This window comes from Candidatus Omnitrophota bacterium (genome assembly GCA_023819145.1).
Lineage (GTDB): Bacteria > Omnitrophota > Gorgyraeia > DTHP01 > DTHP01 > JBFWKV01.
Map to the genome: position 1 here is coordinate 1 of JAMWCW010000002.1, position 22,168 is coordinate 22,168.

Here is a 22,168-nt window from a genome sequence, read left to right on the forward strand (position 1 = left end):
CCCTTGTCGGAAAACTTATGGCATCAAACGGACACTGAAATTTACAGGATTCGTCTCCTACATTACATTCATAGGGCTTGAAAACCTCAACTACGCCATTGCCCTTATGTGAAAATACCCCAAAAGGACAGAACTTAACACAGTGAAAATTGCATTCTTCTGGCTTACATTTTTCCTGGTCTATCCTAGGAAACCAATCTATTTCTCTGCGGGGTAGACCTGTATATGTTGACCTATCGCGTTGCATGGGCGCACACTCCTTTTATTTTAAATTATTTTAAACATTCTATTGCCTCTTTTACTTTATTCATCGCATCCTGAGTAGACATATTCCTTAAATCTAAAGAAATAACCTGTTCATCATAATTTCCACCGGCATCAGCAAAAGCGTCTTTAAACATCTTTCTCTGCATCTTGGGATCACAGGCACCAATCACATATTTTACATCTGGTTTTATATAATCGTGAATAAACCTGTCGCCATCATCAACGCAAAGCTGAGGATGAACGATGGCGTATTCTACATCTAACTCGCCCCGCACATAATTAATCAATTCCCAGAGATTTAAACTGGCAAACCCCGGGCACTGACCGGTGCAGATACACATTAGAAATCTAGGTTTTTTCCCTTGCGTCATTTTATTTCCTCCTTTTTAGAATTTTTGTTTTTTGCCTTTTCTTTCAATTCAGTTAACATCCGCAGTTCTTTTGTCCTCCATTCAAAAACCGGCTTGCATCCTTCCGCGCTTGCTTTGTCTACATTCTTTTTCACCACCTCCCTTAAAAATGCCAAGGCCTGTTTTTCGTCTCCATCAATGATTATTCGTTCCAATCCAATCTGTTCCTTTTGGTTTAAACTTACGATTATCTTTTCTTTCATTATAAATTATTAACAGGAACCGGCGCAGGGACAACTCGGACCGGAATCTCCACTATTCGATTTAGAGGCGGAAAAAGTAGATAAAAGCCTTTTTATCCTTTTGCTTGCACACTTAGAACAAACTACGCTATTTTCATCTTCAGATTTGCGGATTAAAACAACAAATCTCTCTTTGCAGTCCTGGCATTCATATTCATAAAGAGGCATGGACTACCTCCTTTTATCTCTTAGAAATAATTTCTTTTACTTCTTCTACAGTAGGAATCTTGCCAGAAATCTTAACCTCGCCATCCACAATTACCGCGGGCGTAAACATAACACCTTTTTTGGAGAATTCTGCCATATCAGTAACTTTAGAAATTTCGGCTTGAATGCCTAACTGTTTTACCGCTTCTTTTACATTCTTTTCAGTCGCTATACAGCGCGGGCAACCCGGACCAACAATTTCAATTTTCATTTGTACCCCTCCTTTTAAAAAAAACAGTTAACCAAGATTTTATTTTACTAAACGTCATTAATCCTATAAAACTAAATAGAATATAACAGAGTCCTGTATTACCACAATATTGACACATTACATTAAAAGACTTTCATTAAAAAACAAAATTCCCAAAAAACCAGCCTATAAATGTTCCTAACCCCATAATAAGCAAAATGTAAACCATTGCTTTTCTAATCCCAAAGAGTCTTGCAATTGCAAGCATATTAGGCAAGCTCATCCCTGGACCAGTCAACAAAAATGCCAATGCAGGACCACGTCCCATTCCCAATTTCAACATCGTATCAATAAAGGGAGATTCGGTTAATGTCCCAAAATACATCAGTTGGCCGGAGATGGTTGTTAGAAAACTGGCCAGAACCGAATTGCCACCTACCCACTTAGAAACAAATTCCTTAGGTAGCAATTTACCAATTATTCCCACAATAAATACACCTAAAAGAAGAATGGGTACAATCATCCTCATAAACCACCAAGCTTCTTTGAGCCAATTTTTTGTCTCTTCTTTAGTTAAAGTGCTTAAAGCATAGATTAACCAAATTGTGGTTAAGATTGACCAGACTAAAACATTAAGAGCATAATTTCTTCCTCGGGCAATGTAATTAGGCAAAATTATGGAAAGAAAAATCAAAACTAAAAATATGGCATGTTTTTTAGTAATCAGTTTTTGCTTCTGAACAGAAACATCTTGGATGTCTTTTCTTTTCTCTTTCCCAAAAAATCCGGTCATCACCCACCCTACTAAAAACGCCATAAAAAGCGAGGCAATAATCCTTGATGTTGCCATTTTAAAACCTAAGATACTACCGGTAAAGAGTAAAGATAAAACATTAGTAGAAGGTGCAACCCACAGAATAATAAAAGCCGGACCAATTCCTGCGCCTGCGAAATATAGTCCACTTCCCACTGGTAAAACTGTGCAGGAGCAAGAAGCAATAAAGAAACTGAAAACTGTTGCTAAAGAAAAAGATTTTAATTTAGAAGTTTTTTCTCCTAAATAGGATAAAATTGCCTGTTTGTTAAAGAAACTAACCATTCCTCCTGCCAATAAGAAAGCAGGGATAAGACAGGTCAACGTATGATGAAAAATATAATCTTTCAAAGCCAAAATTCCTGAGAAAAACAATTCCACAATCATTTAAGAATTCCTCCTATATAGCCTTGAGAAGCTCCTTATGCTGTTTTATCTCTTTGCGTAAAATTGTTTTTACTTTATCAAGTATTTTGTATATTTCCTTGTTCTTTACACTATGCAAAGAGCGAGTCCCTTCCTCCTTGTAATCCAGAATTCCTGCTTGTCTAAGCGTATTGAGATGTCGGGAAATTATAGATTGGTCTCTTTTCAAAATACGTACTAATTCACAAACACAGAGGCGGTTTTTATCTTTTAAAATCTCAAGGATCTCTACTCGTAGAGGATGCGCAAGTGCTTGTAAATAATTAGCTAACAATTTAGAACCAGATTTATTTATCAATTCTATTATGGGTATTATGGTTTTAGATTATGCTTTACGAATACAATAAGTTTATATGCATTTATTTGCATAATAACAAAAATAAGAAAAATTGTCAAGGGAAAATATCTTCACTGGATAAAGAATAACACAAATTTTCAGCAAATAATACGAAGAGTGGTTTTATTTCTGGGTGGAGAGATATCTAAAAGCACTTAGGCAAGCTTTAGCTCCTTCTCCGGAAGCAATGATGATTTGTTTTTCAGGAATATTAGTAACATCACCAGCTGAAAAAATTCCCGGAATATTTGTTTCGTTTAAACAATTGACCTTTATTTCTCCAAATTGGTTTTTTTCTACATCCAAAGCAAATTCTGAATTAGGAATTAAACCAATTTCTACAAAAACCCCTTCTACTCCCAAAATATCTTCTTTCCCAAGAGACAAATCCTTTATCTTTATTCCCTTAACCATTTTTTCTCCAAGGATTGCCAGCACCTGTCTATTATTTAGAATTTCCACATTATTATATTTCATCAGTTTCTCAAGCATTATTTTGTCTCCGGTAATCTGAGAAGAAATATTTACTAAATAAATCTTCTGGGCAATGCGCGCCATTTGCAGACCCGCATCCAAGGCGGAATTTCCTCCACCGATTACTGCAACTTTTTTTTCCGAAAAAATTAGACCGTCGCAGGTAGCACAGTAAGTTAAACCGCGATTTTTAAACTCCTTTTCTCCGGGAACATTCAGTTCGCGGGAACGTTTACCGGAGGAAATAATTACTGTTTTTGCTTTATATACTCCTTTGTTAGAAACAACCTCAATACCATCATTATCCCTTTTAACTCTAATTACTTCCTCTCCTTCCCTGATTTCTACATTGTATTTCCTTACATGTTCCTCGAACTTCTGCGCCAATTCCGGACCGGTTATAAATTGGTAACCGGTGTAATTTTCTATTTCTCCACTCCAGGCAGACTGCCCACCGATATCTTTAGTAAGCACAATGAAGTTAAGCCTTTTTCTTGCCGCATATACAGAAGCAGTTATTCCCGATGGACCGGCACCAATGATAATCAATTCATACATATCATACATATTATAAACCTAAAACAGATTTTATTTTTTCTTTATCAAAACCAATGATAATTTCCCCGTCTATATCCAAAACGGGAACTCCCATCTGTCCACTCTTTCTGACCATTTCCTCAACTGCTTGGGGATTACGCGAAACATCAATGTCTTCAAAAGAGATGTTGTTTTCTTTTAAAAACTGTTTCGCCCGGATACAAAAAGGACAGGTAGGAGTGGAATAAATCTTTACTGATTTGGCCATAATACTCTCTCCTTTTATTTTATATGTGCTGGTTTTAAATCCACTATTTCTTCTACCTTTATTTCTATAAGATACTTGGGGGAAGGTAGATGCGCCTCAGGATGAGCAGAGTGTCCTTTTTCTCCCTTAATATTTTTTAGTAGACGCCGGACCAATCTGCGGGAGATGAGGTCTTCCCAATTTTTAAGTAATTTCTTATTGGCATTAGTTATCTTAACTATTTCCCCTTTGCCTTTTAAGGAGTAACCTTTGAATTTGTGTTCATCAACAACCGTAACGCTTACATAGGGATTTATCTTTAGGTTCTCGTAAGTTTTTCCGTGATAGAGGTCGAGAAGAAAGATTTTACCTTTTTCTTCAATCTTTATAATTCCTTTACAGGAACTGTGAGGAAATCCTTGGTTATCAACTGTTGATAAGACAACAAATCCTTGATTGGTTAAAAAGTTAATTATTTCCGAAGGAATGGTTTTCAATTTATATTTCTTTTTCCGCCATCCAGCGCCCGTGGAGATTACAATACTCTAAAGCGATAATTTTCCCTTCAGTAATCTTAAGATGTATTCCTACTGCCGGATTTAACTTTTCCGGACTTAAGTGATAACGAGCAATAAAATTGTAATCGTGGTAAATATCAATATAAACAATAAAGTGTTTTGCCTCCATCGGATGTGTGATTTCCCCTACTTTTATATGCGCATCCGCACAGCCAGGACCTAACAAACCGCACTGTTTTTTAATTTCAATTACGGGAATGTGTTTCTTTTCAAGCTCACTTAGATTGTTAGGGTTCTGTGGTTTTTTAATGGCATCGGTTTTTAATTCAAAATCTTCTTTAGGAGCATGACAAACGGGACATTTATCCGGAACATCTTTAAAAGCAATATAGCCACACCGTTTACAAATAAACGTATTCATTTCTCTCTCCTTTTAGCTTTTGTTGGTGAAATTTTCTGTTACTTCTTGGGTTTCATTGCCTCACCACAGCAAATGACATCGCAAGCATCACAACTGCAAGGATTATCTACCGTAATTACCAACCCACAAAGTTCACACACATATTGAACCTTTTTTTTAGAACCAACGGTTTTCTTTACCCCGCATTTCTTTGCCATCTTCTCCTCCTTTCTTTTAAATTTTTTCAAACATATCTTTGCCTACTCCGCATTCAGGACAAACCCAGTCTTTGGGTAATTCAGAAAAGGCGGTTCCCGGAGAGACTCCATTCTCAGAGTCTCCTTTTTCTGGTTCGTATATATAACCACATACGGTGCATTTGTATTTATCCATTTATGCTCCTTTCTTTATTCTGTGTAGTCTCAGATAATGGGACCTTTCTTCTTCAATTATTTTATCTATGGCACGCTTTTGATATTCAGGAACTAAATTCTTTGCTTCAAGATAATACAGAATTGAGTCTAATTCTATGCCGATAGCAAACTCTATTGCTTCCTTTGCGGTTTTTATTCTTTTTGCCATAAGTGAACCTTTTTTATCTTTCGTAAAAATATGTTCATCCGCATAAGCTTTTAAATAAGCAAAGTACTCTCCAGGGTAACTCTCAGGAGGTTGGTAATTTTCTATTTGCGAAAGCATTTCTTTAAAGATACTACGGTGTTTTGTTTCTTCATCAGCAAGAAAATTGAATAAACTTTTGAGCTCTTTTTGTTTAATTTTTTGGGAAACCTCCCGATAAAAAGTTTCGCCGTTTTCCTCAATTCTTATGGCAAATTCAAATACTTCTGATGCTCCAAAAATATTAGCCATCTTAAATCCTCCTTCTTAATACTTCCGCATTTCTAAATGCGGTATTGCCTTTTGAGGACAAGCTGATACGCATCGTGCTTCGCTATCACAAACCTCAGGATTAACCAAAGTTGCTTTTTTGTTTACCAGTTTTAATGCACCAGGATGGCAGGCTAAAACACAATGTCCACAGCCAATACAGTACTCGCTTAAAATTTTAGGTAATTTTTTCTCCATCCATTCCTCCTTTCTTCAGGTTAAACTTTTGGTAAAATTTTTACCAAATTCAAAACATTTTTTTAATTCTTCTTGGTTCGGTAAATATTTAATCTCTAACGAAGGCTGCACTAATCCTATCCCTGTTTCTTTGAGCAAATTTTCAATTTCCTTTACTGCTCCTCCTGCCCAGCCATAAGAGCCAAATACTGATGCGATTCTATTTTTGGGTTTTAAGCCCCTAAGAAATGTTAAAAATCCGGCAAGCGTAGGAAGCATATCATTATCGTGAGTAGAAGAACCAAAAATAAAACCTTTAGCATCAAGCATTTCTGAAACCACATCAGTTCTATCTACTTGGGTACTATCAAAAAGCTTCACACTTACTCCTTCTGAAATTATCCCTTCGGCAATCTCTCTTGCCATATTCTCGGTTGCTCCCCACATTGTTTCATAAACAATTACTATTTTTCTCTGAGTATCATTTTTTGCCCAAGAGAGATAGGCATTGATTATTTTTAATGGGTCTTTCCGCCAGATTATTCCGTGACTGGGAGCAATCATTTTTATAGAAATGTTTGACTTTTGAACCTCCTTTATTTTCTTTAAGATTACCTGACTCAATGGCCAGAGTATATTGGCATAATATTTCTTTGCTTCTTCCATAAGTTCCGATTGTTCTACCTCGTCATCAAAACGTTCGCTGGTGGCATAGTGTTGTCCAAAGGCATCGTTGGGTAGAAGCAACTCTTCTTCCGGACAATAAGTAAACATACTATCTGGCCAATGAATCATAGGTGCCTCAATAAATCTCAAACTCCTTTTCCCCAAGTTTAATACATCTCCAGTTTTAACCACCTGGAAATCCATATCTATATAAAAATTTCGCCACAGCCCTTCTTTACATTTAAGTGTTCCTAATACTTTTGCTTTAGGGCAGAATTTTAATATCCCCGGAAGCGCTCCAGAATGGTCTGTTTCTACATGGTTGGCAATGATGTAGTCTATTTTTTCTAAAGGAGTAATTTCTTTTATCTTTTCAATCATCTCTGGTGCAAATATTCCCATTACTGTATCCACAAGAGCAATTTTTTCATCAAGGATTAAGTATGCATTATAGGTGGTTCCCCTTTTTGTGGTATAAGTGTGCCCATGAAAATTCCTGATATTCCAGTCAATTACTCCCACCCAATAAATATCTTTCTTAAGCTCTATTGTTTTCATTAAATCTCCTTATCTCTCACTAAAATACTTCTGGTATTTTTCTACACCCACACAATCTTTTGCGTATCTGCACCAATTTAGACAACTTGAGTTATTTTGTGGATAGAAAACCTCTGTTTTACAATTTAAACAGGTTGTTTTTATTTCGTCGGTCCAAATTTCTAACTCTGTTTCACAGCACATACATTTGACTACTTTGGGTTCGGGTTGTTTAATTCCTTTTGCTCCTGGGCAACCGATTATCATTCTAATACCCCATAAACATTTCCATTTTTATATTTTCCGAGTTTGCTCCCAGCTCCAAACACAGACTTTTCATTGCTTCTACCATCTTAGGAGGTCCAAAAGTAAAAATCATCCTTTCTTTAAAATCGGGGATAAACTTCGGGATTGTTTCTTTGTCTACCCTCCCCAAAATAAACTTTTTGTCCTCCGTGATACTATCTACAATAAAAAACACCTTTATACTTTTATTTGAACTTTGCCAATAATCCAATTCTTCATAGAAAGCAGTTTCTTCTTTACTGCGATTTGAATATAATAAGGCTACATCGGTAGCTAAATTTTTATCAACAATATATTCAATCATAGAGATAACCGGTGTAATTCCTATTCCCCCAATAAGAAAACCGATTTTTTTATAATCTTCTTTGAAGACGCAATTTCCTAAGGGCGCTTTAACGCGAAGGTGACTCCCCAATTTAAATTCCCGCAGTCTCTGCGAAAATTGACTTTCGCTTAATCTCTTTGTAAATTCAATGTATTCTTTAGTAGGAGATGAAGAAAAAGAAAGATATTTGTTTAGGTCTTTATTATTTTTATTATTTTCGTCAAATAAAACTTGTAAAAATTGACCAGCAATAAAATCAATCTTTCTTTCTGGAATAAATCTAAAACTTTTAATGGTTTGGGTTCTTTTTATTACCTCAATTAATGTTATACTCAATTCTTCTATCATAGTCCTAAAAGCTCCCTTTCAAATTCTTATCCTCAAGTTCCTCTATCTCCTTCTTAAGTGCATTGGGCAATCCCAGCATCTCTACATCCATAAAACCCCTGACGATGATTGCCTGTGCTTCTTCCTGACTAAAACCACGTGAACAGAGATATTCTATCTCATCCTTATTTATTTTCCCTATCGCGGCTTCGTGGGACATGTCTACATCACGAAAATCCGATTCCATCTCAGGTATGGCAAATATAGTTCCTTTTTCCGAAAGAATTAATCCCCGACATTCTAAATGGGCTTTTATGTTTTTGTTCTCTGCTTTAAGATGCGCTCTGGCAATAATTTTACCTCCCAAACTTACCCCACGGGAAATAATCTCTGCTTGTGTATTTTCCCCTTTAAGAATTGCCCGCGAACCAATGTCCTGGAAAGAGCCCGGATGAGAAAGTATCAGGGAATTAAAACTTACTTTTGAATCATTTCCTTCCAATATTGCTGTAGGATACATCACGATATCTTTTACCGGTTTAAGACAGATATAGTTAGAAACAAAAGTAGCATTTTCTTCCACCAAAACGGTAGTCATAGGACGCACAGAAGTATCCTCCTTCCAGGAATGGACCATCGTAAAATTTAAATATCCTCCTTTTTTGACGAAAAATTCAGAGATACCTAGATGAAAACCATCATTTGCAGATTTTGAAGAAGCACAGCCGGTGATAATGTAAGCCCTTGCTCCTTCTTCCACGATAACTATATTGTGCACCTTCTGTTTGAATCGTGAAGTCTTCAGAAAAAGGCACGCCTGGATAGGTAAATCAACGATAGTATTTTTTTCTACTCTTATATAATAACCTCCCTGGGTATCTTCAGGATATTCTTTATTTAATAATTTAAAATTGCTTCCAAAGTATTTCCTTGCTTGGGGATATTCATTTAGGGCCTCTTCTATCCCTAAGATTTCAACTCCTTTAATTTTACTCCGGTATAATTTTATAATGCTATCTTCTTGGAAAAAACTTGCGGAACGTGTTTTTTCCTCTAAATCTATCCCCGCTGAAGAAACAGAAGTTTTATGCTCGGATTCTAATATTTCGTTAAATTCTCTGTGGCTCATGACACTCCTTACATTTTAAATAACCCATTTTCTTAATACTCTCAAAAATTTCCTTGGGTTCTCCCATACACCAAAGTTTACCATCGATCATCACACAGCCTTTATTTGCGGATAAGTATTCTAAGATGTATCCGGTATGGGTGATAATCAATGCAGATTTATCTTTGTTTTTGAAATAATCATTCATAATCTTCCCCATTATCGCAATGTTCTCCATGTCTACTCCTGATTCTGGCTCATCCATAAGTAAAAAATGAGGCTCTTGGAGAACGATTTGTAGAAGTTCTGCTCTTTTCATTTCTCCCCCAGAAAATCCAATGTTTAGGTCTCTATTTATATGTTCTGTAAGAGAAAGTGTTTCCATCAGTTTCTTAACTTTTCCTTCATCTCCACAGAGAAATTTGGCGATTTGATGCAATTTTACCCCTCTTATTTTTGCAGGATGTTGATGCATAATTCCGATACCCAATTTTACCCTTTCTTCCATCGGGAGTCCGTTTATTCTCTTTCCTTTAAAGACTATTTCTCCCTTTTCTATATTGTAGCCTTCAAACCCCATAATTGTCTTTACTAGCGTAGTTTTCCCGCTACCATTGGGACCGAAGAGTACCATTATCTCTCCTTCGCGAACCTCTAAACTTAAATCTTTAATTACCAACTTATCCCCTATCTTAACCGAAAGATTCTTTACTTCCAACATATTCTCCACCTTAAGTTATTCTGTAATGACTTCTTTAATCTCCGGGATCTTATCTCTTAAATACTTCTCTACCCCCATCTTTAAAGTCACTTGACTCATCGGACATGCTCCGCAGGCACCGGTAAGACGCACTTTCACTATTCCCTCGGGAGTTATTTCCAGAAGTTTAATGTCCCCACCGTCAGCCTGAAGCATGGGCCTAATTTCCTCAATTACTTTTTCCACCTTTTCTCTCATTTTTCCTCCATTCTATAACAAATCCTTTATGGTTATAGCTTCAAGTTGGCCCTGAATATATCTTTTGATTCTATGCAATTTTCTCCTAAGTTTGCAATTTTTAATGCGCGGGCAGACATCCGTGTCTAAAAAACATTTAGAAATTTCTAATCTCCCTTGAAATGTTTCTATAATGCGCATGAGAAATATTTTTTCTGAAAAAAGTGCTAATTTAAATCCCCCTTTTCTACCTTTGACAGATTTAAGAATTTTATTTTTAACAAGTATCTGCAGTATCTTTCTTAAAAATGGTTTAGAAATTTTAAGATTTTTATGAATCGCACCTGCAGAGATAACTTCTTTTTTATTCCCCTGCTTAGCTATCCAGGAAATCGCACATATTGCATAATCAGCATCGCGATTTATTAAACTCATAAATAAATGATACTAAATAAGTATCTTTTTGTCAAGAAAAATCGTATCAGGACAAAGTGTTTATTAAGTGGGCAAGGTATCCCGCTCCAAAACCATTATCAATATTGACTACCGCTACCCCTGGACTACAGGAATTTAACATGGTAAGTAAAGGAGCAATCCCTTTAAAATTTGCTCCGTAGCCTATGCTGGTGGGAACGGCAATTACTGGTTGTTTTACCAAACCGCTTACTAAAGACGCAAGAGCGCCTTCCATCCCTGCTACCACAATTATTACCCTTGCCTTTTGTATAACTCCTATATTATCCAGTAGACGATGAACTCCTGCTACCCCTACATCATATATCTTTATAACTTTTGATCCCATCACTTCCAAAGTGGTGCTTGCTTCCTCGGCCACAGGAATATCTCCACTTCCTCCAGTCACAATAGCTACTTTTCCTTTCAACTTAACGGAACAAGGACTGTAGTAACAAATTCTGGCTATAAGGTTGTATTTCAATTGGGGATAAATTTTAGAAATTCTTTTAAAGTAATTTGGTTTTAATTTCGTAATAATCAAATTTTCTTTTCTTTGCAGAAAATCGTTAATAATAATTAGAAGTTGTTCTATCGTCTTACTGGGAGCATAGATAACTTCAGAAAAACCTTTACGCAAAGCACGGTGTGTGTCGATTTTAGTAAATTCAAGGTTCCGGAAGGGAAGGTTTTTAAGATAATTGGAAAATTCCTCTAAACTAATTTCCTTATTTTTTATTCTTTTATAGATTTCTTTTATCGTATTTTTCAACTATTCGGTACCTGGTAAAATGTCTAAAATTTGAAAATAATTATCAAAAGAAGGATGATTAGAAGTATAATAATAATGTAGAAGTCATAGTAATAGAAAAAATCATAAACTATTTCTTTCCAGGAGTATTTAGAATATTCTCTCATCTTATTTTTCTTTTCCAGAAGAGAAGAAGTGATGTTTTTTCTTTTATACTCTTCAATATCTTTAAGTTTGAAACGCAAAAAATTTCCCCCAATACGATAGGCAATAATTTTACCTTCTTCTGCCAATTTATTTACTTCATCTTCTTTGATACCTAAAATCTTTGCGGTTTCCGTCAGGGTAATGAATTTTTCCATTTTTAGAAATTTAATCTACTGATTTACAAATCCTTGCTTTGTTATATCAAGCAGTAAAAATTTTTTAATCCTAAATGAGAAAATGACTAAGTAAGTTTTCCTGCAGAAATCCAATCGTCAATCTTCGCCTTTTCAAACTTCCAGGTGTTTGCTTCTTTAAAAGCAGGAATTTTCCCCTGTTCTGCCCAACTTGCCAAAGAGGCAACATCTACACTGAGATAGGTTGCTACTTCCTCTAAAGAAAGGAAGGGTTTGGAACTGAGCGATTCAGATGGCATTTGGCATACACCGTTAAATATTGCACCGCGTTCTATTTGTAAAGAAGGAGATTTTATCTCAGCCTTTACTCTGGCAGGAGGAATTATTTTTAATTCTCGGGAGGCAAGAAGAGTTCCATTTACCTTCCCGGCAACAATAATCTCTTCACCTAAAATATCCGCTTTTACTTCCGCATTCTCCCCAATAATAAGCAGTCCCTTAGTTTCCAATTTTCCTTCAAATTTTCCTTGAATTCTTAAAGTCACCGGATCTTTAAAAACCAAATTGCCCTGCATACTGGCATCGATGTCTAAAATATTGGGTTCTTCCTTCTTACCTTTTTTTAAAACTGCCATATTTCTTCACCTCCTTCTTTAAATAAAATTTTCCGTCCGTTTTATTGTTCCCATTTTGCTTTATAAACCCCCTCTATTTTACCAATTTTATTCAATATTTCATCATCATATTTATTAGCCCCAAGTTTAAGCCACATTTTAAAACTTACTTTATTTTCCATAAGTCGAACAATTTCAAAATCTCTTATTTCTACATCATAATGAACGAATATTTTTCTGATTTCTTCAAGTTGTTTTAATTCTCCTCTTGTCTCTACTTCAATAAATTTAAACCAATCCTTTTTTAACCAAGTTCTCTCTAACTTGTTTAATAAAACCAGGGCAACGAGGGCTAAAATAGTGGTAAAATAAGCAACCTTGTAAAAACCTGAACCTATTGCTAATCCCAATCCCGCTACCGTCCAGAGACTAGCAGCAGTAGTTAATCCCCTTACCGAAGCGCGAAAACGGAGAATGGTTCCTGCTCCCAAAAATCCTATTCCACTTACCACCTGGGCAGCAATGCGAGTTGGGTCTACTTCTGCAAGACCTTTATAGATTTCGTAAAGATGCATGGAAGTAAACATAATTAGACAAGAACCCAGACAAACAAGAATGTGTGTCCTTAATCCTGCTGCCCGACCATGCGCTTCTCGTTCCAGCCCAATTAAACCTCCTAATATAACTGAGAGGATAAGACGTAAAATAATCTCTTTATCGGAGAGCATTTTCTCCTCCTAGCTCTATAACCGGTTTTGGTTCTAAAGAATAATCAGTTTTTATGTTATCTAGTTTATAAAGTCTATATCCTAATCCTGCAACCATCGCCGCATTGTCCATACATAGTTCTCGGCGAGGGAAAAATATTTCTATTCTTTCTCTTTTGGCCATCTCATTCAACCTTTCGCGAAGATAAGAATTTGCGGTTACTCCTCCTCCTAAGATGAGCCTTCTCGTCTTTTTCATTATACATGCTTGACGAGCTTTTTCAACTAAAACCGAAAAAATACTTTCTTGAAAACTGGCACAGATATCGCTAATTTCGTTTACCGTTAAGGGTGTGCCGTTTGCTGTTATTTTCTTTACATGATATAAAACCGCGGTTTTAATACCACTAAAACTAAAATCTAAAGAATCCTTAAAACTTGCACATTTAAATTTTATTCTACTGTTACCTTTCTTTGCCCATTCTTCGATAGCCGGACCTCCGGGAAAACCTAATCCCAGAATTTTCGCTACCTTATCAAAAACCTCTCCACACGCATCGTCGCGAGTTTTACCGAGAAGTCTCAAAACATTAAACTCCTTAATATAAAAAAGTTCAGTGTGCCCTCCGGAAACCACAAGGCCTATAGCAGGAAACTGCGGTTTAAACCCTTTGGTTAAAAACGGTGCATAGAGATGTGCTAAAATATGGTTTACGGGAATCAAGGGAATATTTAGGCTAAAACTTATTGTTTTCGCCACATTTAAACCAATCATCAATGCTCCCAGAAGCCCTGGGCCATAAGTAGCAGCTACTAAATCTAAATCCTTTGGTTCTATTTTTGATTTTTTAAAAACTACGTCAAGAATAGGAATAATAGACTCAAGATGATAACGGCTGGCTGCTTCAGGAATTATTCCTCCGAATTTACTGTGAAAATCCAAACTTGAACTTACAATCTGCGAAATAATATTAATTCCTCTCTCCACCACCGCCACAGACGTTTCATCACAAGATGTTTCAATACCTAAAACTAACATATTTATTTTAAAAGTTCTGAGAGATAAACAAATTCAATACCCTCCTCCTCCAAAAAAGGAGAGGCTTCTTTAAGGGCTTCTAAAGTCTTTAAATGCACATGCCCAATCCCAATGGCAAACCCTTTCGTTTGTGCAATGCGAGCAAGTTTATTTAGTTGGTTTTTGATATATTCTACATCATCTACATTATCTAAAAAGACATCACGCTGAACAAACTTTAGGTTCAATGAAGAAGCAATTTCTCGACATACAGAGTTGTTCGTAACCAAGCTATCCAAAAAATAAAAATTTCTTTTTTTAAGTTCCTTAAGCACTATCCCCATAACTTTTTTATCTTCAGTCGCTCGGGAGCCCTGATGATTGGACACACCTTTTATATTAGGAACACTTTTTATGGCACTCTCTAAAATTTTCAATATTTCCTTCTGAGGCATAGAAGTAGTGATTGTGAATTTTTCTTGAGCCTCGGCTTCTTCGTCTTTGGGTTCCAGAGGAAGATGCAAGATTATTTCTCTACCTTTGTCATTGGCTAAACTGGCAATCTGAGTGGAATAACTTAAATTTGGAAGTATGGAAAATGTAATAGGCCTATCAAAATTCAGCCAGGAGTCGATATTTCTTATATTGTAGCCAAAATCGTCAATGACAATGGCTACTTTTGCTTTCTTATAAGAAACAGGTACTTTTATTGTTTCCTTCTTTATTGCCCGCAGCATAAGGGTATAGAGTTTGATATTTCTCAAACCGATATCCATCCGATAAGTATTCTCTTTAACGTTTTTCTCCCAGAGTAGAATATGTAAACCATTTCTGCGTAATTCTTTTTCTAAAACAGCGCGGAAAGATTCGAAAGAAAAGTCGGAAGATACATTATAGGTTTTGACAATAGTCTCAATACGATGAAATCTTATCTTTTTAAACTCATGAACCTCCTTGACCAAGTCGAATGGCTTAATATTAAATTCGGATAAGGCTGTTTTGATAAAATTGTCTATTTTTGTTATTTTTCTGTTTAATCCATAGGGATTAATAAACAGAAAATAAGAAGGGATTATTATAAGGCCAATAATAATCAGTTTTAATCTAAAACTCATAACTTATTTTTTCATCCAACGGCTGTAGACTTTTAAACCCTTAAGCAGGTCAATAGCACGTTGAACCTGGTTGTCATAAGCGATGTTTTTATCTTCTAAGATTATTTCTTCTTTTTGTTTTTCTATCTGTTCAAATATCTGTTCTGGTTTAAGTGTATTTTTCTTCTCTTTTACTTCAGTTTCTTCAACAAGTAGAACTTCTACATCAGGTGAAATACCGACACCATGTATAGGGTTACCACCAGGCGTAAAATATTTAGAGGTAGTAAGTCTTACAGCCGAGCCGTCTTTTAACGGAATAACCGTTTGAACCGATCCCTTGCCAAAGGTTTTATTTCCTAAAAGAATAGCACGATTATGGTCACGTAAACAACCAGCAACAATCTCGGAAGCAGAGGCACTTCCTTCGTTAATTAATACTACCATGGGATAATCAAGATGAGGCTTTTTTACACGAGCAAAAAACTCTAAATTTTGGTTGGCGATTCTGCCTTTAGTAAAGACTATTAATTTCCCCGGTTCTATAAACTTCTCTGCTACCGCTACTGCTGAATCTAGTAATCCTCCGGGATTATTTCTTAAATCTAAAACCAAACCCTCTATACCTTCTGATTCGAGTTTATTCAACGCCTCTTCTAAATCTTGAGAGGTTCTCTCCTGAAATTCTACTAATCTTATATAGCCAATTTTATCTTCAATTAATTTTACCCCTTTAATACTATCTATTTTTATCACCGCACGTTCAATAGTAAAATCAAGGAGTTTTTTATCCTCTTCGCGTAAGACAGTAAGCTCGACTTTTGTTCCAGGTTCGCCTCTTAATTTTTTAACCGCATCAACTAAATTAATTCCCTTCGTAGATTTACCATCTATCTTTACGATACGGTCTCCTGCTTTAAGTCCTGCTTTGTCTGCCGGTGTCCCATCTATAGGAGAAATGATTGTAAGCAGTTCATCTTTTATAGAAATAACTATCCCCAAACCTCCAAATTCTCCTTCGGTTTCTACCTTTATCTCATTGTATGTGTCCGGATCGAGAAATTGACTGTGCGGGTCAAGAGAAGAGAGCATTCCCTTTAGTGCTCCGTAAATTAAATCTTTGGTTTTAACCTCTTCTACATAATTTGAGTGTACCAAAGAAATAGTTTCAGCAAATAGTTCTAACTGTTGATATACATCGGTGTTTTTCTTGGAATCTTCTTTAGAAAGCTTTATCTTTGCATCCGACTTTAAGGCAAAAAATAGATAAATTGCCAGTATTATAAGCACTGAACCCAACAGTTTCCTACGCATTGTCCCCCCCTTTCTTCAATTTTGTTTTTAACAATGTGTTTACCCTTACCGGATCGGCTTTGCCTTTGGTTTGCTTCATTACCTGTCCTACAAGAAACATAATAGCATTTTCTTTACCTTTTAAATAATCGTTAACAGAATTAGGATTATTTTTTATAACCTCATCGACTATCTTCTCTAAATCAGATTCGTCAGAGATTAAAAAAAGATTCTTTTCTTTTATTATTGTATCAGCATCCTTATTAGTATCCAACATAATTCTCAAGACATCCTTGGCAGTATTACGACTAATCTGTTTTGCCTGAAGAATCTTTAAAAGACCAATTAGCTTTTCAGATTCTAAGGTGAATTCTTCAATAGGAATTTTCTTCTCGTTTAAATAAGCAAGAACTTCAGTTGTTAACCAGTTGCTAATCTCTTTGGGATAAGGATATAACTTTGCGCAGGATTCGAAGTAATCTGCCAAGTATTTTGAACGAGTCAGAACTTCTGCATCATAAAAAGAAAGACTGTACTCTTTTTGGAAACGTAAACAGCGTTGACGAGGAAACTCGGGAAGAGTATCTTTTATTGACTTTATAACTTTTTCATCAACAGTAAAAATAACCAAGTCAGGATCAGGAAAGTAACGATAATCATGAGCTTCTTCTTTTGTACGCATCGAGATAGTAATTCCTTCCTCCGCATCCCATAGTCGGGTTTCCTGAATAACTCTTTCCCCACCATCAAGAATTTTTCTTTGTCGAGAAATTTCAAAATCTAAAGCATCCCTTACCGCCTTAAAAGAATTCATATTCTTAAGCTCTGTCTTTATACCTAATACTGAAGACCCTTTTTTACGTAAAGAGACATTTGCATCACAACGCAAAGAACCTTTTTCCATATTGCAATCAGAAACTTCCAAATATTCTAAAACAGATTTAAGATTTACAAGATATTCGTACGCTTCTTCCGCGGAGTTTATATCGGGTTCAGTAACTATTTCCAAAAGAGGAACACCTGCGCGATTATAATCTACAAGGCTATATTCTGGGGTATGGATAAGTTTACCCGCATCCTCTTCTAAATGCACTCTCTTTATACGTATCCGTTTATTTTTTGTTTCCGTATCAATTTCTAGGTAACCATTTATAGAAAGAGGCATATCATATTGGGAAATCTGATAGTTTTTAGGAAGGTCGGGGTAATAATAATTCTTACGGTCAAATTTAAAAAACTCTTTTACTTCACAATTCAAGGCTAAGGCAACTTTAAGGGCATATTCTAAAGCTTTTTTATTTAAAACGGGCAAACTACCAGGCAAGCCAAGGCATACGGGACAGACAAGAGTATTAGGTTCTGCTCCAAAACTATTAGCACATCCACAAAAAGCCTTAGTTTTGGTCTTTAACTGTAAATGGACCTCTAAACCAATAACCGTTTCATACATATTAAATTGTTATATTATTTAATTGCTGAATTGCCAAAGTATAAACTCAGTTATTCAGTTACAATTTACAACTTCGGTTTCTTATAGTGCCAATCTGTATTTTGTTCATAAGTATATGCGAGACGGAAAATAGTTTCTTCATCAAACGGTTTTCCAATAAGCTGCATTCCAATAGGAAGCTGGTCATTAGTAAAACCGCAAGGCAGAGATATAGCCGGTACTCCAGCAAGATTTACCGAAATGGTATAGATATCCGAAAGATACATTGCCAAAGGGTTTTCTGTCTTCTCTCCCATTCTAAAAGGGGGTGTGGGCGATGTAGGAGTAAGGATTATATCGCATTCTTTAAATGCTTCTTCAAAATCCTTTCTGATAAGCGTTCTTACTTTAAGAGCCCTTAAATAATAGGCATCGTAATAGCCATGGGAAAGCACATAAGTCCCGAGCATAATTCTTCGCTTAGCTTCTGCTCCAAAACCTTCTTTTCTTGTCCGGCTATAAAACTGAATAATATCGTTAACCGAGGATATATCTTTAGTACGGTATCCATATTGAACTCCATCAAAACGGGCAAGATTAGAACTTGCTTCGGCAGTGGCAATTATATAATAAGTAGCTACTGCATACTCCGTGTGAGGAAGAGAAACTTCTTTTACTTCTGCCTTCAAATCTTTTATCAAAGTGATTGCCTCCTCTATTGCTTTTTTCACTTCTTTATCAATTCCCTCCAAAAAATATTCACGAGGAACACCGATTTTCATCCCTCTTATATCTTTGACCAATGCTTTTGTATAGTCAGGGACAGGTATATTAACGGAAGTAGAATCTTTTTCGTCATATCCAGCAATTACATTCATAAGTAAAGCGCAATCTTTAACATCTTTAGTGAGTGGACCGATCTGGTCAAGACTGGAGGCAAAAGCTACCAGACCATAACGCGAAACCCTTCCATAGGTAGGCTTAAGTCCCACTATCCCGCAGAAACTGGCAGGCTGTCTTATGGAACCTCCGGTATCGGAACCTAAACTTGCTACAGTTTCGTCGCTGGCTACAGCAGCTGCCGATCCCCCACTAGAACCTCCGGGAACACAAGAGGTATTCCAAGGATTATGTGTTGGCCCATAAAAAGAAGTTTCGCAGGAGGAACCAAAGGCAAACTCATCCATATTTGCCTTACCAAAAAGAATTGCCCCTTCTCTTTTTAATCTTTCTACTACTGTAGCGTCATAGGGAGGAGAAAACCCTCCCAAAATTTTGGAAGCACAAGTGGTTGGTTCATCTTTTACACAAATATTATCCTTGATAGTTACAGGAATTCCTTTCAATTTTCCTTCTTTTTGAGGAATATTTTCTAATTCTTTAGTTATTTTTTCTCGGTTAAAATGCACAAAGGCTTTTATTTTAGGCTCAATCTTTTCAATGTGCGAGAATAAACAATCTATAACTTCCTTTGGATTTAGTTCTTTTGTTCTATACAATTCTAAAAGTCTATGTATCTTAAGATTTTCTATATTTATGGGCATTCTTTTATCTGTGCTCATTTTTACTCATTTTTTTCAAACAGCATTTCACACTCAATTATTTTAGGAACTTTAAATTGATTATTCTTTTTATCAGGTGCCATTTTCACTACTGTTTCTATGCTAAGTGATGGTTTTATTTGATCCTCCCGCAAAACATTTTTTAAAGGAAGAACTCCGGTGGTTGGTTCGACTCCTTTTACGTCTAATTCTCTAAGTTTATTGATGTACTCTAAAATTTTATCTAGCTGGGAAGTATAACAAGAAAGTTCTTCAGGAGTAAGTTCGATACGTGCTAACTTTGCAATATGTCCTACTTCTTTTAGGGTAATTGCCATATTTCTTTTAATAAAAAAGCGATAATTTTGTTTTTTTATATACGGCAGTTGAGTTGCAATTATCTTTCTAAGATAGTTTCTTTAAAGATTATCGAATTAGTGGATTATAACACAAGGTATAAAATTCTTCAAATATAAAAAGCCCTGACATTTCGCCAGGGCTTTTTATTATAAAACACACTTTTAGAAAGAACTGCTTCGCTAATCAGATTAGTATTCTCCTCCGTATCCTCCTGGAGGCATAGGCGGTGTTTTTTCCTTTTCAGGAATATCCGTAACTAAAGCCTCTGTAGTAATCAGCAAAGAAGCAACACTAGAAGCATGCTGAATAGCACAGCGGGTTACTTTTGTAGGATCAATAATTCCCGCTTCAATCATATCAGTGTAACGCCCTTTTTCTACATCGTATCCAGAATATGTCTTTTCTTCCTTTACTCTCTGTACCACCACTGAACCTTCCAAACCAGCATTTTCTGCCAATTGTCTAATCGGTTCCTCAAGAGCCCGCTTCACAATTTCTGCTCCTATCTTCTCATCGCCTTCTAAATTAATCTTCTCTACTGCAGAAACGCATCTCATTAAGGCTACTCCTCCACCAGGAACAATCCCTTCCTCTACCGCTGCACGAGTAGCATGTAAAGCATCCTCTACACGAGCTTTTTTCTCTTTCATTTCTGTTTCAGTAGCCGCTCCAACCCGAATTACTGCCACTCCACCTGCAAGTTTTGCCAAACGCTCTTGAAGTTTCTCTCGGTCGTAATCGGAATCGGTCTCTTCAATTTGTTTCTTAATCTGATTGATTCTTCCTTTGATCTCGGAAGTTTTTCCTGCTCCTTCTACAATGGTTGTATTTTCTTTGTCTACGGTAATGCGCTTTGCTCTTCCTAAATCTTCAAGAGTAACATTTTCTAATTTTATTCCTAAATCTTCGGTGATTGCTTTGCCACCAGTAAGAATGGCAATGTCTTCAAGCATTGCCTTTCTTCTGTCTCCATAACCCGGAGCTTTCACCGCACAGCAGGAAAGTGTTCCACGAATTTTATTCACTACTAAAGTCGCCAAAGCCTCGCCCTCAACTTCTTCTGCAATAATTAAAAGCGGCTTGCCGGTGCGGGCTATTTTTTCCAGTAGTGGAAGAAGGTCCTTTAAAGCAGAAATTTTCTTTTCGTAAATCAGAATGTAAGGATCTTCTAAAACTGTTTCCATACGTTCGGGTTCGGTAATGAAGTAAGGAGAAAGATACCCTTGGTCGAATTGCATCCCTTCTACGACTTCTAGGGTTGTAGCCATAGTCTTTGACTCTTCTACAGTAATTACACCATCTTTCCCTACTTTATCCATTGCTTCGGCGATAAGACTACCAATATTTCTATCATTGTTTGCCGCAATAGTAGCTACCTGCTCAATTTCTTTCTTGTCTTTAATTGACTTAGAAAGTTTTTTAAGTTCTTCTACCACAGTCTCTACCGCTTTGTCCACACCTCTTTTGAGGGCCATAGGATTTGCACCTGCAGAAACCAGTTTTAATCCCTCGCGATAAATTGCTTCGGCTAAAATGGTAGCAGTAGTTGTCCCATCACCCGCAGCATCCGAGGTTTTTTCCGCTACTTCTTTAACCAATTGTGCTCCCATATCTTCATAGGGATCTTCCAATTCAATTTCTTTGGCTACGGTTACTCCATCTTTTGTAATCACTGGCGAACCAAACTTCTTATCTAAGACAACATTTCTCCCCTTCGGACCTAAAGTTACCTTTACTGCCTTGGATATCATTTCTACCCCTCTCAGAAGAGAGCGCCTTGCTTCCTCATCAAATTTCAACTGCTTCGCCATATTCTCACCTCCTCCTTATCCTTATCGTAATCCAAAACTCAAAACTCTAAATCCTAACATTAGAACTTAGAGTTTTTGGGTGTTAGGGTTTATGATTTAATTATTGCCAAGATATCTTCTTCTCTTAAAATAAGATATTCTTGTTCATCGATGGTAATTTCTGTACCCGAATATTTACCATAAAGAATCTTATCTCCCACTTTTACTTCTAAAGCGCGTAACTCTCCATTCTCTAATACATGACCTTTACCCACTGCCACCACTTCTGCTTCTTGAGGCTTCTCCTTGGCGGTATCTGGAAGCACTATCCCACTTTTTGTTTTACTCCCTGATTCTAAAGGCTTTACTAAGACACGGTCTCCCAAAGGCTGGACATTTACTTTGTTAATTTTAGTAGCTGTTTCCGCCATACTTCA

33 protein-coding genes are annotated in these 22,168 nt (G+C 36.4%); all 33 read right to left on the reverse strand.

What is annotated here, in order from left to right; translation table 11 throughout:
• A partial coding sequence (locus tag NC818_00925; GenBank protein ID MCM8783330.1) for a hypothetical protein occupies positions 1–247 on the reverse strand: 247 nt, incomplete at its 3' end.
• A gap of 25 nt (positions 248–272) precedes the next feature.
• Positions 273–638 (reverse strand): hypothetical protein, encoded by a 366-nt coding sequence (locus NC818_00930; GenBank protein MCM8783331.1) that lies wholly within the window; start codon positions 636–638, stop codon positions 273–275.
• Complete coding sequence (locus NC818_00935) at positions 635–880, reverse strand: hypothetical protein (protein MCM8783332.1); 246 nt, start codon at positions 878–880, stop codon at positions 635–637. Before NC818_00935 ends, NC818_00930 begins: the two co-directional genes overlap by 4 nt.
• Positions 881–889: 9 nt before the next feature.
• Positions 890–1,087, reverse strand: a complete 198-nt coding sequence (locus NC818_00940) for a zinc ribbon domain-containing protein (GenBank protein ID MCM8783333.1) — start codon at positions 1,085–1,087, stop codon at positions 890–892.
• A gap of 13 nt (positions 1,088–1,100) precedes the next feature.
• Positions 1,101–1,337, reverse strand: coding sequence for a thioredoxin family protein (locus tag NC818_00945; GenBank protein MCM8783334.1), 237 nt, complete (start codon positions 1,335–1,337; stop codon positions 1,101–1,103).
• A gap of 136 nt (positions 1,338–1,473) precedes the next feature.
• Entirely contained in the window at positions 1,474–2,517 is a 1,044-nt protein-coding gene (locus tag NC818_00950; protein MCM8783335.1) for a permease, read from the reverse strand.
• Between the two features lie 13 nt (positions 2,518–2,530).
• Positions 2,531–2,854, reverse strand: coding sequence for a metalloregulator ArsR/SmtB family transcription factor (locus NC818_00955; protein ID MCM8783336.1), 324 nt, complete (start codon positions 2,852–2,854; stop codon positions 2,531–2,533).
• Between the two features lie 162 nt (positions 2,855–3,016).
• Entirely contained in the window at positions 3,017–3,925 is a 909-nt protein-coding gene (locus NC818_00960; protein ID MCM8783337.1) for an FAD-dependent oxidoreductase, read from the reverse strand.
• A gap of 10 nt (positions 3,926–3,935) precedes the next feature.
• On the reverse strand, positions 3,936–4,172 hold the full coding sequence (locus NC818_00965) for a glutaredoxin family protein (GenBank protein ID MCM8783338.1): 237 nt from the start codon (positions 4,170–4,172) through the stop codon (positions 3,936–3,938).
• Positions 4,173–4,186: 14 nt separating this feature from the next.
• Entirely contained in the window at positions 4,187–4,648 is a 462-nt protein-coding gene (locus tag NC818_00970) for a pyridoxamine 5'-phosphate oxidase family protein (protein MCM8783339.1), read from the reverse strand.
• A gap of 1 nt (position 4,649) precedes the next feature.
• Positions 4,650–5,090, reverse strand: coding sequence for a desulfoferrodoxin (locus NC818_00975; GenBank protein ID MCM8783340.1), 441 nt, complete (start codon positions 5,088–5,090; stop codon positions 4,650–4,652).
• Between the two features lie 38 nt (positions 5,091–5,128).
• The gene (locus tag NC818_00980; protein ID MCM8783341.1) at positions 5,129–5,287 is read right to left on the reverse strand and encodes a hypothetical protein; all 159 of its coding nucleotides are present in this window, start codon (positions 5,285–5,287) and stop codon (positions 5,129–5,131) included.
• 16 nt (positions 5,288–5,303) lie between these two features.
• Positions 5,304–5,462 (reverse strand): rubredoxin, encoded by a 159-nt coding sequence (locus tag NC818_00985; protein ID MCM8783342.1) that lies wholly within the window; start codon positions 5,460–5,462, stop codon positions 5,304–5,306.
• Positions 5,463–5,939, reverse strand: coding sequence for a ferritin family protein (locus tag NC818_00990; GenBank protein MCM8783343.1), 477 nt, complete (start codon positions 5,937–5,939; stop codon positions 5,463–5,465).
• Positions 5,940–5,954: 15 nt separating this feature from the next.
• A complete protein-coding gene (locus tag NC818_00995) occupies positions 5,955–6,155 on the reverse strand; it encodes a 4Fe-4S binding protein (GenBank protein MCM8783344.1) in 201 nt (66 codons plus the stop codon).
• Between the two features lie 15 nt (positions 6,156–6,170).
• Complete coding sequence (locus tag NC818_01000) at positions 6,171–7,358, reverse strand: flavodoxin domain-containing protein (GenBank protein MCM8783345.1); 1,188 nt, start codon at positions 7,356–7,358, stop codon at positions 6,171–6,173.
• Positions 7,359–7,605: 247 nt separating this feature from the next.
• Positions 7,606–8,316: an FAD-dependent oxidoreductase gene (locus NC818_01005; GenBank protein ID MCM8783346.1), complete on the reverse strand. Its 711-nt coding sequence runs from the start codon at positions 8,314–8,316 to the stop codon at positions 7,606–7,608.
• A 4-nt stretch (positions 8,317–8,320) separates the two neighbouring features.
• Positions 8,321–9,424: a SufD family Fe-S cluster assembly protein gene (locus NC818_01010; protein ID MCM8783347.1), complete on the reverse strand. Its 1,104-nt coding sequence runs from the start codon at positions 9,422–9,424 to the stop codon at positions 8,321–8,323.
• Positions 9,405–10,124 carry an ATP-binding cassette domain-containing protein gene (locus NC818_01015; GenBank protein ID MCM8783348.1) on the reverse strand — a complete coding sequence of 240 codons (720 nt, stop codon included), beginning with the start codon at positions 10,122–10,124 and terminating at the stop codon, positions 9,405–9,407. Before NC818_01015 ends, NC818_01010 begins: the two co-directional genes overlap by 20 nt.
• Before the next feature lie 15 nt (positions 10,125–10,139).
• The gene (locus NC818_01020; protein ID MCM8783349.1) at positions 10,140–10,361 is read right to left on the reverse strand and encodes a NifU family protein; all 222 of its coding nucleotides are present in this window, start codon (positions 10,359–10,361) and stop codon (positions 10,140–10,142) included.
• Between the two features lie 12 nt (positions 10,362–10,373).
• The gene (locus tag NC818_01025) at positions 10,374–10,775 is read right to left on the reverse strand and encodes an Rrf2 family transcriptional regulator (GenBank protein MCM8783350.1); all 402 of its coding nucleotides are present in this window, start codon (positions 10,773–10,775) and stop codon (positions 10,374–10,376) included.
• Positions 10,776–10,821: 46 nt separating this feature from the next.
• Positions 10,822–11,565, reverse strand: a complete 744-nt coding sequence (larB, locus tag NC818_01030; GenBank protein ID MCM8783351.1) for a nickel pincer cofactor biosynthesis protein LarB — start codon at positions 11,563–11,565, stop codon at positions 10,822–10,824.
• A gap of 23 nt (positions 11,566–11,588) precedes the next feature.
• Positions 11,589–11,906: a helix-turn-helix domain-containing protein gene (locus NC818_01035; GenBank protein MCM8783352.1), complete on the reverse strand. Its 318-nt coding sequence runs from the start codon at positions 11,904–11,906 to the stop codon at positions 11,589–11,591.
• Between the two features lie 86 nt (positions 11,907–11,992).
• Positions 11,993–12,520 (reverse strand): polymer-forming cytoskeletal protein, encoded by a 528-nt coding sequence (locus NC818_01040; protein ID MCM8783353.1) that lies wholly within the window; start codon positions 12,518–12,520, stop codon positions 11,993–11,995.
• A gap of 41 nt (positions 12,521–12,561) precedes the next feature.
• Positions 12,562–13,227, reverse strand: coding sequence for an MgtC/SapB family protein (locus NC818_01045; GenBank protein ID MCM8783354.1), 666 nt, complete (start codon positions 13,225–13,227; stop codon positions 12,562–12,564).
• A complete protein-coding gene (gene tsaD / locus NC818_01050) occupies positions 13,214–14,245 on the reverse strand; it encodes a tRNA (adenosine(37)-N6)-threonylcarbamoyltransferase complex transferase subunit TsaD (GenBank protein MCM8783355.1) in 1,032 nt (343 codons plus the stop codon). The genes NC818_01045 and tsaD overlap by 14 nt, the downstream gene beginning before the upstream one ends.
• A gap of 2 nt (positions 14,246–14,247) precedes the next feature.
• The gene (locus NC818_01055; protein MCM8783356.1) at positions 14,248–15,339 is read right to left on the reverse strand and encodes a divergent polysaccharide deacetylase family protein; all 1,092 of its coding nucleotides are present in this window, start codon (positions 15,337–15,339) and stop codon (positions 14,248–14,250) included.
• A gap of 3 nt (positions 15,340–15,342) precedes the next feature.
• Positions 15,343–16,632 (reverse strand): S41 family peptidase, encoded by a 1,290-nt coding sequence (locus NC818_01060; protein MCM8783357.1) that lies wholly within the window; start codon positions 16,630–16,632, stop codon positions 15,343–15,345.
• Positions 16,625–18,061 (reverse strand): Asp-tRNA(Asn)/Glu-tRNA(Gln) amidotransferase subunit GatB, encoded by a 1,437-nt coding sequence (gatB, locus tag NC818_01065; GenBank protein MCM8783358.1) that lies wholly within the window; start codon positions 18,059–18,061, stop codon positions 16,625–16,627. The genes NC818_01060 and gatB overlap by 8 nt, the downstream gene beginning before the upstream one ends.
• Positions 18,062–18,126: 65 nt before the next feature.
• Positions 18,127–19,602, reverse strand: coding sequence for an Asp-tRNA(Asn)/Glu-tRNA(Gln) amidotransferase subunit GatA (gene gatA / locus NC818_01070; protein ID MCM8783359.1), 1,476 nt, complete (start codon positions 19,600–19,602; stop codon positions 18,127–18,129).
• 2 nt (positions 19,603–19,604) lie between these two features.
• A complete protein-coding gene (gatC, locus tag NC818_01075; protein MCM8783360.1) occupies positions 19,605–19,919 on the reverse strand; it encodes an Asp-tRNA(Asn)/Glu-tRNA(Gln) amidotransferase subunit GatC in 315 nt (104 codons plus the stop codon).
• Positions 19,920–20,129: 210 nt separating this feature from the next.
• On the reverse strand, positions 20,130–21,752 hold the full coding sequence (gene groL, locus NC818_01080) for a chaperonin GroEL (GenBank protein MCM8783361.1): 1,623 nt from the start codon (positions 21,750–21,752) through the stop codon (positions 20,130–20,132).
• 89 nt (positions 21,753–21,841) lie between these two features.
• Complete coding sequence (groES, locus tag NC818_01085) at positions 21,842–22,162, reverse strand: co-chaperone GroES (GenBank protein ID MCM8783362.1); 321 nt, start codon at positions 22,160–22,162, stop codon at positions 21,842–21,844.
• Between the last annotated feature and the right edge of the window lie 6 nt (positions 22,163–22,168).

Coding starts and splice junctions, on each gene's coding strand:
- NC818_00930 (MCM8783331.1), bottom strand. CDS start 638: ATGACGCAAGGGAAAAAACCTAGATTTCTAATGTGTATCTGCACCGGT.
- NC818_00935 (MCM8783332.1), bottom strand. CDS start 880: ATGAAAGAAAAGATAATCGTAAGTTTAAACCAAAAGGAACAGATTGGA.
- NC818_00940 (MCM8783333.1), bottom strand. CDS start 1,087: ATGCCTCTTTATGAATATGAATGCCAGGACTGCAAAGAGAGATTTGTT.
- NC818_00945 (MCM8783334.1), bottom strand. CDS start 1,337: ATGAAAATTGAAATTGTTGGTCCGGGTTGCCCGCGCTGTATAGCGACT.
- NC818_00950 (MCM8783335.1), bottom strand. CDS start 2,517: ATGATTGTGGAATTGTTTTTCTCAGGAATTTTGGCTTTGAAAGATTAT.
- NC818_00960 (MCM8783337.1), bottom strand. CDS start 3,925: ATGTATGAATTGATTATCATTGGTGCCGGTCCATCGGGAATAACTGCT.
- NC818_00965 (MCM8783338.1), bottom strand. CDS start 4,172: ATGGCCAAATCAGTAAAGATTTATTCCACTCCTACCTGTCCTTTTTGT.
- NC818_00975 (MCM8783340.1), bottom strand. CDS start 5,090: ATGAATACGTTTATTTGTAAACGGTGTGGCTATATTGCTTTTAAAGAT.
- NC818_00980 (MCM8783341.1), bottom strand. CDS start 5,287: ATGGCAAAGAAATGCGGGGTAAAGAAAACCGTTGGTTCTAAAAAAAAG.
- NC818_00985 (MCM8783342.1), bottom strand. CDS start 5,462: ATGGATAAATACAAATGCACCGTATGTGGTTATATATACGAACCAGAA.
- NC818_00990 (MCM8783343.1), bottom strand. CDS start 5,939: ATGGCTAATATTTTTGGAGCATCAGAAGTATTTGAATTTGCCATAAGA.
- NC818_00995 (MCM8783344.1), bottom strand. CDS start 6,155: ATGGAGAAAAAATTACCTAAAATTTTAAGCGAGTACTGTATTGGCTGT.
- NC818_01000 (MCM8783345.1), bottom strand. CDS start 7,358: ATGAAAACAATAGAGCTTAAGAAAGATATTTATTGGGTGGGAGTAATT.
- NC818_01005 (MCM8783346.1), bottom strand. CDS start 8,316: ATGATAGAAGAATTGAGTATAACATTAATTGAGGTAATAAAAAGAACC.
- NC818_01010 (MCM8783347.1), bottom strand. CDS start 9,424: ATGAGCCACAGAGAATTTAACGAAATATTAGAATCCGAGCATAAAACT.
- NC818_01015 (MCM8783348.1), bottom strand. CDS start 10,124: ATGTTGGAAGTAAAGAATCTTTCGGTTAAGATAGGGGATAAGTTGGTA.
- NC818_01020 (MCM8783349.1), bottom strand. CDS start 10,361: ATGAGAGAAAAGGTGGAAAAAGTAATTGAGGAAATTAGGCCCATGCTT.
- NC818_01025 (MCM8783350.1), bottom strand. CDS start 10,775: ATGAGTTTAATAAATCGCGATGCTGATTATGCAATATGTGCGATTTCC.
- NC818_01035 (MCM8783352.1), bottom strand. CDS start 11,906: ATGGAAAAATTCATTACCCTGACGGAAACCGCAAAGATTTTAGGTATC.
- NC818_01040 (MCM8783353.1), bottom strand. CDS start 12,520: ATGGCAGTTTTAAAAAAAGGTAAGAAGGAAGAACCCAATATTTTAGAC.
- NC818_01045 (MCM8783354.1), bottom strand. CDS start 13,227: ATGCTCTCCGATAAAGAGATTATTTTACGTCTTATCCTCTCAGTTATA.
- tsaD (MCM8783355.1), bottom strand. CDS start 14,245: ATGTTAGTTTTAGGTATTGAAACATCTTGTGATGAAACGTCTGTGGCG.
- NC818_01055 (MCM8783356.1), bottom strand. CDS start 15,339: ATGAGTTTTAGATTAAAACTGATTATTATTGGCCTTATAATAATCCCT.
- NC818_01060 (MCM8783357.1), bottom strand. CDS start 16,632: ATGCGTAGGAAACTGTTGGGTTCAGTGCTTATAATACTGGCAATTTAT.
- gatB (MCM8783358.1), bottom strand. CDS start 18,061: ATGTATGAAACGGTTATTGGTTTAGAGGTCCATTTACAGTTAAAGACC.
- gatA (MCM8783359.1), bottom strand. CDS start 19,602: ATGAGCACAGATAAAAGAATGCCCATAAATATAGAAAATCTTAAGATA.
- gatC (MCM8783360.1), bottom strand. CDS start 19,919: ATGGCAATTACCCTAAAAGAAGTAGGACATATTGCAAAGTTAGCACGT.
- groL (MCM8783361.1), bottom strand. CDS start 21,752: ATGGCGAAGCAGTTGAAATTTGATGAGGAAGCAAGGCGCTCTCTTCTG.
- groES (MCM8783362.1), bottom strand. CDS start 22,162: ATGGCGGAAACAGCTACTAAAATTAACAAAGTAAATGTCCAGCCTTTG.